Below are 12,053 nucleotides of genomic sequence, written 5' to 3' on the forward strand. Positions count from 1 at the left end.
GATGACTACGCAGGTCTTCCCATCTATTTGGATTGACTATTCATGCATGCGTCAAGGATGAACGACTCCTTTACTCTAGTAAGCGTTTTTCTCACCGGTAAACACCACGCTGACTGTTTTATAAATGATGTACATGTCCAGCTTTGGCGTCCAGTTACGCAAATAGTCGATGTCGTAGTCGATGCGTGCCTTCATTTTATCCAGGGTTTCAGTTTCCCCGCGCAGGCCATTCACTTGCGCCCAGCCTGTAATGCCAGGTTTTACCTTGTGCCGGATCATGTAGCCTTTGATCAGCTTGCGATACATCTCGTTGTGGGAGACGGCGTGAGGGCGGGGGCCCACGACACTCATACGCCCTTGCAGCACATTGATGAATTGCGGCAGTTCATCCAGCGAGTTGCGGCGCAGGAAGGCGCCAAACTTGGTAGTGCGCTGGTCATTTTTCGTCGCTTGCGTCACTTTTGCGCCATCTTCGCATACCGTCATGGAGCGGAATTTGTAGACAAGAATCTCTTCGCCATCAAGCCCATAACGGCGCTGTTTGAAAATGACTGGGCCTGGCGAACTCATCTTCACGCCAATCGCGATTGCCAGTAGTACGGGCGAGATAAGGATAAGGATCAGCACCGAGAAAGCAATGTCGGCAGAGCGTTTCAGCAGACCATCAAAGCCGGTAAATGGGGTTTCACATACGCTGACCACCGGGATGTTTTCTACCTGATCGACACGCCCTTGTATCAGGTCTGTCATGAAAATATCCGGGACAAAGTAAATGGACGCCGTGGTGTCTTTCAAATCATCCAGCAACTTCATGATGCGTGGTTGGCTGGCCATGGGCAGTGAAAGGTAGATGGTGTTGATGTGATGTTCTTTCACATACTCCGCCATGCTGTCGATGCGGCCAAGAATGGGGTAATGCAATTCTGAATTGAGTCGGTCTACACTGCGATCCTCAAAGAAGCCTTGTAACTCTGTTGGATGGTAGTGGCTACGCTGCAAGCGTTCTGCCAGGGCCAGGCCCTGTTCATTCATACCCGCAATCACCGCACGTCGCATGGGCCCTTGCATCTTGATGAGCAGCGGTGCCGCCATGCGTAAACCGAGGGTTGCTGCGATAAGCAGGGTAGGGGTCAGCCAGAGCCATAAGGTAATCGAGGCTTTGGGGAAGATATAGATGTATTCAGAAGCATATCCAAACGCCATCAATAGCCCGGCCAGGACAAACCATGCCAGCAGTGTGTTTTGAATAACTGAACTGATAGGCTGGCTGATTTTGGTAGTGCTGGGGAACATCAGCGAAAACAGAATCAGCGACATGATCAGGTAGTGAGGTGGCAGATCGTTTTCATAAACAAACGCCACGATCCACAGTGAGATGACGACGACAAGCGGATCAAGCAGGGCTTCAACACCGTGCAGAATATTGTCACGTGCAAAGGTAATGCCAGCGAAGGTTTTTCGAGAAGTCGGCTTGGTGGCGGCTAATATTGGTTTCATGAGGCCCGTGGAGTCTGCTTGAATTTGGAAACGGCCTGCGCTCTATTCAGAACATCAAGCTTTTTAAATATGCGTTGCAAATGGTTTTTGACGGTAAATGAACTAATGTCCAGGATCATGCCGATTTCCTGATTGGTTTTGCCGTTGCGCACCCATTCCATGATTTCGATCTCACGGGAAGAGAGCTGCTCCAGCGCTTCGTTTTCTTCTTCGTGCAGATCTTCACTGGCTTCTTTATCTGCCGGGTGCTGCACAGGCAAATGCTCCAGTTGCCTGAGCGCGCTATCAATATAAGGTAGTAATGACTCCAGCATGTACCGTGACGTATTCGGCATGGTGGGGGTTGAATTCAGCAATATGTAAAGGCAGTCATGGCGCCCACGGAAATCCTTGATGCCGTGCACCAGCGCTGACTTCATGTTTTTCAGATGGCTGTTCACTTCCGCTGGCAGTACATCGCAGTCCTGAAATACGCCATTCTCCGCCGATAAGGTAAACGGCGCTTTGGTATGACTAAGCCAGTAATTGAATAGCCGTTTGAGCAATGGATTCAGATCGCCACTTGATATCTTCTCGGTACGTACTCCGGGGAGCGGCGACACAATATTGAAATAGATGACACCCATGGAGAAGTCGCCCCAGGCGGTGATCATGATTTCGTGTGGTAAAAACTGCTGAAGCTTGCCTTGCATCCAAAGGAAGAACTCGAAGTGCGAGCGGATTCGCAAAGACTCGTGCATCAAGTCAATAAGCTGTGCCTTCTCAATATCGGTTAGTTCTTTGGTAATAAACATAGCCGTTCAAATATAAAAAATCATTTACGTTGCAAACACTTGTCTTTGAGAGCAATTATTGGGCCAGCTGCAAGGGCGCCAGTGCTGTCCAGCAGTAGATCCTCCACTCAAATTGTGGGACATGCTGAAAAGGATATTTGCTCATGTGTTTGTAGGTGGCCATTTTATATTTGGATCAAGCGTGGAATCCTAGCGTATTGTTGTGTGTGACGGCTGTCACTATGATAAAACTTTTGCCTACATCAGTGGTAGTTCTTTTGGACTATTGTTGTCACCCTCTACAGTCCATACACTGCGGTACATAATGGCGCTGGATCGTAGTTTCGCCGGCTGGAAGGCATTCATGTCTGGTCGTGATCACACTTTCCATGGTGACTGTGGATTGTCATGCGCTGATACCTCAGCGAATCCCTTGGTGGCTGTGCCGATAGCAACCATAACAACAGGCTGTCTACGTTCATAACTTGCTTAACGTTAGCGTCACAAATCATTGAAAGTTTTTGTTTATCCATGTACTCTGATTTAATAAATTTAGGCGGGGCAGATAAGTACGTAGATGAAGTGCTGGAAATAATCAACAGCATCAAGCTGCTTGACGATTTCAGCGCAGATGAAGTTCGCTATCTATGTGCCTATATGCAGTGCTATGCAGCGCCAAGAGACTATCCGTTATTAGTCGAGGGTGCTGGTGGCGACTACCTGCTATTGATATTAAGTGGGGGGGTAGACGTGTTTAAAAATGATGCATCCGCAGAGGGTCGCCATATGGTGGCTCGACTTGGCATTGGCGATACCATCGGGGAAATGTCCCTGATCGACGGCTATCCCAGATCCGCCACCTGTATTACCACACATCCCACCGATTTCGCGGTATTTTCGCGCAGCAGCATGCAAGAGCTCTTGGTGAATATGCCCAAATTGGGCAACAAGATTCTCATTAAACTATTGCAGCTAATGACCGAGCGTCTCCGTGATACCTCGGATAAGCTGCCATACGATATGTTTAGCAGTTTTGTTTAAAAGCTGATGCGGGATATGTTGAAACAAAAACAGAGCACGAGCCTTGGTCTCGGGTTGATATTAGCGCTTATATATCCATCATCAGTGCTGGCTGATGCGAAAGATGTGTTGAATTTCAACTTCGGCTATTCAGCGACTTACGATGACAATTTATTCAGGCTTGACTCGGGTCAGCGCCCATCGGCAAGTACCTATGGCAGTTCAAAACGCGGTGAGTTAATAACATCCACAACCTATGGTGTCAGTCTGAACAAATATTACGGATTGCAACAGTTCAAGGCAGATGTCACTCAGATAAATTATAACTACAAGAACTTTGGCTTTCTGGATTTTGAAGGCACTAACTACGATTTACAGTGGCGGTGGTCTGTTACGCCATTCTTGACGGGGGCATTTATTTTTGATCGTCAACAACGGCCAAATACGTTCTCTGACATACGTAATATCAACCCGCTTACCACTAACACGACCACGGTCAAGAACAACCGAGCCGAGATCGATTTCAGCCCTTACAACAGTTGGCATGTCTATGCATCTATCGGGGAACTCAGCGTGGTCGCTGACAACTCCGCCCCAGGGCAAGATGTGATTGACTTCACCTTTGATCAGACCTCGTTGCGCTCTGGTGTTCGGTATATTTTCGCGAATGGCACCATTTTTGATTACGCCCATACAAAGTCGAATGGTGAAAATCAAGCCAGTTTTTTCAATCCCACCCTGGTCACTGATCGGGGATATGAAGAAACCCGAGATGACTTTTTAATGGGCTGGTCTATTACTGGTAAATCCAGAGTTGATGCTGTGGCTACCTACCTATCTCGAAAGAATGACACTTTTAGTCAGCGTGATGTGGACGGTTGGATGGGTAATGTAAACTACCAATGGGATATCACGGGGAAAACGGGGGTGGCCTTCTATCTGGGGTCTGTTATTTATCCCACGCAGTCCACAGGGAATAGTTATTTACGTGAAAACATGTTTGCGATTCGTCCGTCATGGTCCATCACCAGTAAAACCAGATTAAGTGGTGAGTTGGCATTCAAGGACCGGAAGTACGGCGGATTTGCTCCGTTTCCCACGGCTGAGCAACGTGAGGACTCCATTCAGTCTGGCAGTATCAGCCTTTCTTGGGCGCCCAGAAGATTTGTAACTTTTCAAATGGCATTGAGGCGAGAGCTTCGAGACAGTAACTTTGCCAATTTTGATTACACCACCAATAGTGCAACGCTGAGTGCGTCACTTCTTTTTTGAGGCTTAAAAAAATGAATAAATCGGTTACGGCGCTCTTAGTTCTTGCCATTGGGCTCACCGCATGTGGTAAGTCCGATGAGAAGCAGGCGTCGGGGCAGGTGATTGCAAAAGTGGATGGCAAGGAAATTTCTTTGCTACAGCTTAACCAGGCGATTAAAAACGTTCCCAACGTAAATTCCAGCAACGTAGATCAAGTGCGCAAACAATTGCTGGATAAGCTGATTGATCAGCAGATCGTGCTTAACGTTGCCCTTGAGCAAAAAATTGATCGCTCAGCAGATGTGGTGGCTTCCATAGAAGCAGCTAAAAGAGAAATCATCGCCAGAGCGTATCTCACTAATTTGGTTACCTCGCGAATAAAGCCCACACCGCAACAAGTTAAACAATATTTCGATACTCACCCAGAGCTTTTCTCAGAACGTAAGGTCTATAACTTACAGGATATTTCTTTGCCGGCTGAGACTGAAATCTCTCCGGCGCTCACGGATAAAGTAAACAGCAGCAAAAGTTTGCAGGATATTGCCGAGTGGCTTAAAACACAGAATGTGAAATTTGGTGCTTCCAGCTATAGCAAGCCTGCGGAGCAGATGCCGCTGGATGCGCTATCAACTCTTAAGAGCATGCGGGATGGCAGTGTTTCCTTGCTTACGATGGACGGTAGTCATCATATAGTCCGATTGGTTGCAGCCGTTTCTGCGCCTATGTCTTATGAGCAGGCAAAGCCGATGATTCAGATGTATTTGGTGAATTCTGAAGGTCAGAAATTGATCAAATCTGAGATTACCCGACTGAAAGAAAAGGCAAAGGTGGAGTATGTGGGGGCATTTTCCAAGAGCGAGACCCCTGCACCCAAACCTGCAGAGGTGCCGGCTAAACCTGCCGAAAAAAATAATAGCCATATTGAGAAGGGTGTCGTCGGGTTGGATTGACCCGCGGCCTTCACATCAACTAAACCATAATCAAACAGGGAAATATCATGATCAAATGGTGCATGAGTTTAATAGGCGCATTCTTGATGCTGAGCGTTTTTAACGCAGCTGCGGCAGAGGAGTATGCCTTGGGCGCGGGGGATGTTATACGTGTTCAAGTGTTCCAGAATCCAGACTTAACGACTGAAGCCCGGGTGTCTGAATCCGGTGACATTAGTTTCCCTTTGCTTGGCTCTGTCAATGTAGGCGGAGCTGGGATTGCTCAGGCTGAACGCAAGATTGCGGATGGTCTTGTACGCGGTGGTTTTGTGCAAAAGCCCCAAGTCAATATTGTCTTGCTTCAGGTGAGAGGTAATCAGGTTGCTGTGCTGGGGGCAGTCGGTCGGCCTGGACGTTTTGTCATCGAGACTTTTGATACGCACCTCAGTGAAATGCTGGCGACGGCTGGCGGGGTGCTGAATGGCGCGGGCAGTGGCAAGGCAATCCTGACTGGGGTTCGCGATGGCAATACATTCCGCAAGGAAATCGATCTGGCAGAAGTGTTTCTGCAGGACAAAAAAGAGTCCGATATCCTGCTGATGCGCGGTGATGTGATTTATGTTATCCCAGGTAACCAGATCTCTATTCTGGGTCAAGTGAACCGTCCGGGGCGTTATCCATTGGAAAATGCCACCATGAAGTTTTCTGATGCGATTGCCATGGCAGGCGGCGTCAGTTCTTCTGGGGATGATGTGGCGATTGTTCAAGGCACACGTGATGGGCAACCATTCTCCAAGAAGGTTGACCTGGCTTCCATTTATCTGGATGAAGACGCTCCAGTTAATCTGGATTTGATGGCGGGTGATTCTGTCTATGTTCACCGCGCCGGCACCTTCTACATTTATGGTGAAACACAGCGCCCAGGTTCTTATCGTGTTGAACGCAACATGACGGTAAGACAGGCGCTCGCACAGGGCGGTGGTCCTACAGCACGTGGTACGCAGCGCGGTATAACATTACAAAGAAGAGCAGCCTCAGGCGTTGTGGAAAAATCTTGCCCAGGGCTGGATGATCTGATTCAGCCTGGTGATGTACTTTATGTCAAAGAAAGCCTTTTCTAGGATAAGTTGATGAATCTGAATCAAATTTTTCTTATCATGCTCGCGCGTTACCGCATTGTTGCGGTAACGCTAGTATTGACCATGGTGACGGTATTGGTGCTTGGTTTTCTTCAAAGCAAAGTGTATGTCGCCACTACTTCTGTTGTGCTTAATTACAAGGGTGTGGATCCGGTAACAGGCTTGGTAGTGCCTGGACAAATGGTGCCTGGTTATGTGCCGACGCAGATTGATATTATCAAAAGTCAGCATGTTGCCCTGAAGGTGGTCGATGAGCTACGCATGGCCGAAAACGAAAATGTGAAAGCTAAATTTGAAGAGGAAACGAAAGGTCAAGGCGACTTGAGATATTGGCTGGCCGACTTGTTGTTACGCAAACTCACCGTTACTCCTGGCCGCGATAGCAGTGTTCTTGCGATTACTTTTGAGGGGTCGGATCCTGACTTCGTGGCTTTGGTAGCGAATGCTTTTGCAAACGCCTATCAGGAAACGAATGTTGAAATGAAGGTTGAACCTGCCAAAAAAGCAACGGAATTTTTTGCTACCCAAATTCAAAAGATGCGGGATAACCTTTCACAGGCTCAAGCTAAGCTTTCCGAGTTTCAACGCGAAAAAGGGTATACGAATGCCGATGAGCGGATGGATGTTGAGGTTTCCCGCTTGAATTGGTTGTCAGAGCAACTTGTTTCAGCGCAGGGGCAATCTATCGAGGCGTCATCACGTTCAGGCATCAGTAATAAAAATAGCTCAGAATCACCGGATGTGATGGCAAGCCCGATCGTTCAGAACATCAAAATTAATCTGCTTAATGCGGAATCCAAGCTGACTGAAATTTCAGGACGCCTTGATAAAAATCATCCTCAGTACCAAGCAGCATTGGCTGAGGTGCAAAACCTCAGGGCCCAACTTGCGGCTGAGACAAAGGCGACTACTGACAGTATTGGTGGTGGTGCTCGTATGCAAAAGTCGCGCGTTGCAGAACTGCAGCAGCAGGTAGACAAGCAAAAGAATCTCTTGATCGAGATGAACCGCTCGCGGGATGAAATGCTCGTGCTGCAGAAAGATGTCGAAATGGCTCAGCAGGCAATTAATGGCGCGATGCAACGTTACGGTCAAACCACCATTGAGGCAGGTTCAAACCAAAGCGATATCTCCATTCTGAATACTGCCACTGTTCCACTTCATGCATCTGGCATACGGTTGTTGTTGAAGCTGGCATTCGGCGCTGTGATAGGACTCTTGCTCGGACTCGCTCTGGCATTCATTTCTGAAATGATGGATCGACGCATCAGAAGCCGTGCGGATGTTTCTGCACTGCTAGGGGCCCCTGTGTTCGCTTTGGTGGATGGTTTGCCCCCTGCCAAAGGCCTGAAGTCACTGCCCGCTAATATGATTCGATATCTGCCAAGCGCCTAAAGGATTTGTTAAGCATGGATTTAACTAACGAAGTATCACCGATTGTCCAAAATGCCAAGCCGAACAAGAAGGAGGCCAACATTGGCAAGCTGCTTCTTGATTCGGGTAAATTAACTGCAGATGAGGCAGAGCGAGTCATCCGCTTGCAAAAGCAGGAAAATATCCGATTTGGCGATGCTGCCTTAAGACTTGGATTTGTCGATGAGAATGATATCCGGCAAGCGCTTTCAATTCAGTTTGACTACCCTTATTTACAGCCGAATGAAGGGGGATTCTCAAATGACTTGGTCGCCGCATATCAGCCTTTCTCCAAACAGGTGGAATCATTAAGGGCACTTAGAACACAACTTATTCTACGGTGGTTTAGCGAAGGTAACAAAGCCATTTCAGTGCTGGCTTCGCAGCGTGGCGATGGGGCAAGTTATATAGCTGCAAATCTCGCGATTGTTTTTTCTCAACTGGGAGAAAAAACCCTGTTGATTGATGCAGACTTGCGCAATCCATCTCAAAGCCGCAACTTCAACTTATCTGAGCCCAAAGGCCTTTCGGATATTTTGGTCGGAAGAGCCGGGCTTGAAGTTATTACTTTCCTCAGTGCGTTCGAAAATCTGTCAATACTAGGGTCCGGCACTATTCCGCCCAATCCGCAAGAGTTATTGGGTAGGGCTACTTTTTCTGATTTGTTGAATCAACTAATGAATGAATATGATGTGATCATTGTTGATACACCATGTACAGCTGAATCGTCTGACGCTCAGGCCGTGGCAGGAAGATGCAGGGGTTCGCTGGTCGTCACTCGCGTCAATGAAACCAAGTCGCATGATCTTGAGGTGTTAAAAGAAATGCTGAGCGGTGTCGGTGTTCGTATTGTCGGTGCTGTTGCCAATCAATTCTAATCTTATCCAGGCAGGTTGAGCGAAACGCTCAAATCTAGAGGCAATATGACATCGAGCGCCAATTGGATTCAAAATAAGTGGAATATTGCGAAGGCAATGGATGCCAGGATTTACATCATTGCCGCCGCCTTGATTTTTACTTATTTTGCAACATTCTGGGATTTGTTTCATGGAATTTGGGGTACGGAACGCCATGCCCATGGACCGATTGTTTTTGCGGTTGCCATTTGGTTTTTCTACTTCAAATTCAATCAGCTAATCAAGTCTGGAGTTGTTTACAGTAGCCACCCAATCTTAGGCGGTAGTCTATTTGGCATCGGCCTGCTCATGTTTGTTCTAGGCCGATCGCAATCGCTCTTGCTTTTCGAGGTAGGCTCACTGTTACCCGTGCTGCTTGGCCTAACCCTGATCTACCTGGGAAAGCAGACTGCAAAGTATTTATGGTTTGCATTCTTCTTTCTTTTGTTCGTTATTCCGCTGCCTGCGTTCATGGTGGATGCCGCGACGTTGCCAATGAAAATGGCTGTTTCGTATGCGGCTGAACATATACTTTTCGCATTGGATTATCCGATTGCGAGAACGGGAGTCATGTTAACCATAGGCCAGTATCAGCTGTTGGTGGCAGATGCCTGTGCGGGCTTGAATTCGCTGTTTACGCTTGAAGTGCTCGGACTCCTTTACATGAACGTCACACATCACGAATCTCCCCTACGCAATTTCCTGTTGGCGGTCATGATCATCCCTATTTCATTCGCTGCGAATGTTACTCGGGTGCTGGTATTGGCATTGATTACGTTTTATTGGGGCGATGAAGCGGGACAGGGGTTTTTGCATGAGTTTTCAGGCTTGGTCTTGTTCCTTACCGCACTAATATTGGTGATTCTGACAGACAGTTTGTTGAGACTCATTGCTACCAAGTGGAATGCCAGGCAGTTGAAAAAATGACAACTCAAAAGCCCAAATTCATGAAGGCTACCATCGCTATTGCCAGTTTGCTGGTGATCAGTTTTCTGCTTTCCATTGTCCTGAAACCGGTCATTCCATCATCCCAGGCGGTTGTCAATTTTGATGAGGTATTTCCAAAGAAAATAGGAAAATGGACCGAGGAGTCCAGTCCCTATTTGCAAGTGGGACTAGTTGCAAAAGGCCAATATGAGGATGAGAAGTCGCTTGAGCAACCATATGATCAAGTATTGATGCGTAGCTACCGTCATGAAGATGGCACTATCGTCATGCTGGCTCTCGCCTATGCCAAACAACAAACGCAAGATGTGAAGATTCATCGCCCTGAAGTTTGTTATGAGGCACAAGGATTTCACATTCTTAACAAGAGCAACTCCATCTTCAAGGCAGAGGATATCCAGAGTCCCATCAACATGGTCAGGTTGTTGGTCGCATCGGATGATCGTACGGAAGCTATCAGTTACTGGATAAGAATAGGCAATGCATATCCGACATCTCCGCTAGAGATGCGAAAAAAAATATTTATGGATGGCCTGAGTGGTCAAGTAGATGATGGCATTCTGGTTCGCGTTTCCACTATTGTGGAGGATCCATCGAATGTTGAGGCTTCCTATAAAAAGCAGGAGGATTTTTTGCAAGAATTGCTTGAAGCCACGCCCAAGACCAATGCATCCATTCTTGCTTTTTGATGGGTCACAATTTTTGAATAAAAACTAGCGCCAAAACGTCGCATTTTATTCATTTCAACATACCAGTAAAGAGATGCAATTGCAGAAGTTGAATCCAAAAAATATGGCATTTAGTGCCGTCGTGCTTGTAATGTGGGGACTGCTCATCCTGATTGCTGGCGCATTTTCCTCTGCATTTGTGGATATCGCAGGCAACAAATATGCATTGCTGTTGGCTGTGCCTGCTGCCATCCTGCTTGGCATCTTGTTCGTTGTCGATAAATACCTCCTTTTACTCCTCATCCTTATTTTCCGGTCTGGGCTAGATGCGATTCTGGACAATACCAAGCTAGGCCCATTCGGGCTGGGTGCAGTATTAAATGCCCTGGTTCTGATTATTGGTTTGTTCGCCATGTACCGTATGGAAAAATCACAAAGAAAACTGGTGGTGGTCGTCTGGTTGCCGTTTCTTATTATGTATGGGATCGGCGTGGTTAAAGCTCCAGAGATCTTTCTTTCCGTCAAACTTTACCTATCCTTGATATCGACTGCTGCTGTTTTTGCATTGGGTATTTATCTTGTTAAAACGCATCAGGATTTTTACAAATGGATGAAAGTTATCGTAATGTCCAGCCTTATTCCAGTGGGCTATGGCCTGCTCAGTATTGCCTTGCATTTGAAGGGCTTTAATGGAAATCGTCTGGAAAGTACATTTGACCATCCTAATATTCTGGCTTTCTATCTTACATTGATCATCTCGGTAGGCTTTTATCTATGGAAAGCAGATGCTCAAGTCTTTGGACCAAGAGTAAAAAAGCTATTCCCTTTTTATTTGATCGTATTGATTGGAATGTTGCTTGCGACCCAGACCCGCAGTGCCTGGATAGGATTCGGTACGGGGCTAGTGCTATATGGCTTGTTCTTTGAGCGTAAATATCTGTTCGTTGTGATTACCCTTCCGATTATTGCCTTTATGATTCCCGAAGTCCGAGATCGAATTCTGGATCTGAATTCGGGTAATGAGGTCGTGGCGTATGCCAAGCTGAATTCGTTTGCCTGGCGTAAATACATATGGGAGTCGGCTATAAACTGGATGGAACCAGCCAAGTACCTTACTGGATACGGCTCAGAGGGCTTCATGTATTACTCGGTAATTTTCTTTCCCTTGTCGGGAGGATTTAAAACCGGTGCGCATAATGTATACGTCGAGCTATTTTTTGACTTGGGTATATTTGGTGTGCTGGCCTATATCACGTTGTTTGCAGCCTCTGCCGTTAAAATTTTTCCATTAAGAAAAGCTAAACTGCTATTGAGCGGTATTGCGATATTGCAGCTGCTGCAGTATTGCCTGTATTCCTACTCGGACAATATGCTTTTTTACCTGAGCTTTAACTGGTACTTCTGGTTCTTTATCGGTTTGGTAGTCGGGTTGAATACGTTAATTAAAAAAGAGCGTGATTCTGAAAGTATTCAACCTACGCCACAGTTTTGACATGCTGGAAGTGGCCCGCTTTAGCCCATT

General features: G+C 46.9%; 11 protein-coding genes. 9 read left to right on the forward strand and 2 right to left on the reverse strand.

The window, feature by feature from the left end; all coding sequences use genetic code 11:
* Window positions 1-75 precede the first annotated feature (75 nt).
* The gene (locus ACWWD9_RS05085) at window positions 76-1,497 is read right to left on the reverse strand and encodes an undecaprenyl-phosphate glucose phosphotransferase (RefSeq protein WP_013442619.1); all 1,422 of its coding nucleotides are present in this window, start codon (window positions 1,495-1,497) and stop codon (window positions 76-78) included.
* The gene (gene epsA, locus ACWWD9_RS05090; RefSeq protein ID WP_013442618.1) at window positions 1,494-2,291 is read right to left on the reverse strand and encodes an XrtB/PEP-CTERM-associated transcriptional regulator EpsA; all 798 of its coding nucleotides are present in this window, start codon (window positions 2,289-2,291) and stop codon (window positions 1,494-1,496) included. Before epsA ends, ACWWD9_RS05085 begins: the two co-directional genes overlap by 4 nt.
* 510 nt (window positions 2,292-2,801) lie before the next feature.
* Between epsA and ACWWD9_RS05095 the strand changes: the two genes are divergently transcribed.
* The 9 genes from ACWWD9_RS05095 to ACWWD9_RS05135 all read left to right on the forward strand — a co-directional run bounded on the left by ACWWD9_RS05095 (window position 2,802) and on the right by ACWWD9_RS05135 (window position 12,023).
* Window positions 2,802-3,311 carry a Crp/Fnr family transcriptional regulator gene (locus ACWWD9_RS05095; RefSeq protein WP_013442617.1) on the forward strand — a complete coding sequence of 170 codons (510 nt, stop codon included), beginning with the start codon at window positions 2,802-2,804 and terminating at the stop codon, window positions 3,309-3,311.
* Window positions 3,312-3,326: 15 nt separating this feature from the next.
* Window positions 3,327-4,562, forward strand: a complete 1,236-nt coding sequence (gene epsL, locus ACWWD9_RS05100; protein WP_168088812.1) for an XrtB/PEP-CTERM-associated polysaccharide biosynthesis outer membrane protein EpsL — start codon at window positions 3,327-3,329, stop codon at window positions 4,560-4,562.
* Between the two features lie 11 nt (window positions 4,563-4,573).
* A complete protein-coding gene (locus ACWWD9_RS05105) occupies window positions 4,574-5,491 on the forward strand; it encodes an EpsD family peptidyl-prolyl cis-trans isomerase (RefSeq protein ID WP_455867925.1) in 918 nt (305 codons plus the stop codon).
* 47 nt (window positions 5,492-5,538) lie between these two features.
* Window positions 5,539-6,591, forward strand: coding sequence for an SLBB domain-containing protein (locus tag ACWWD9_RS05110; RefSeq protein ID WP_013442614.1), 1,053 nt, complete (start codon window positions 5,539-5,541; stop codon window positions 6,589-6,591).
* A 9-nt stretch (window positions 6,592-6,600) separates the two neighbouring features.
* Window positions 6,601-8,004, forward strand: coding sequence for a chain length determinant protein EpsF (gene epsF / locus ACWWD9_RS05115; protein ID WP_013442613.1), 1,404 nt, complete (start codon window positions 6,601-6,603; stop codon window positions 8,002-8,004).
* A gap of 14 nt (window positions 8,005-8,018) precedes the next feature.
* On the forward strand, window positions 8,019-8,900 hold the full coding sequence (gene epsG / locus ACWWD9_RS05120) for a chain length determinant protein tyrosine kinase EpsG (protein WP_013442612.1): 882 nt from the start codon (window positions 8,019-8,021) through the stop codon (window positions 8,898-8,900).
* A 45-nt stretch (window positions 8,901-8,945) separates the two neighbouring features.
* A complete protein-coding gene (xrtB, locus tag ACWWD9_RS05125) occupies window positions 8,946-9,845 on the forward strand; it encodes an exosortase B (RefSeq protein ID WP_013442611.1) in 900 nt (299 codons plus the stop codon).
* Entirely contained in the window at window positions 9,842-10,552 is a 711-nt protein-coding gene (locus ACWWD9_RS05130) for an exosortase C-terminal domain/associated protein EpsI (protein ID WP_013442610.1), read from the forward strand. The genes xrtB and ACWWD9_RS05130 overlap by 4 nt, the downstream gene beginning before the upstream one ends.
* 79 nt (window positions 10,553-10,631) lie before the next feature.
* Window positions 10,632-12,023: an O-antigen ligase family protein gene (locus ACWWD9_RS05135; RefSeq protein WP_455867926.1), complete on the forward strand. Its 1,392-nt coding sequence runs from the start codon at window positions 10,632-10,634 to the stop codon at window positions 12,021-12,023.
* Window positions 12,024-12,053: the final 30 nt, after the last annotated feature.

The organism is Methylovorus sp. SPW-M1 (assembly GCF_053848825.1).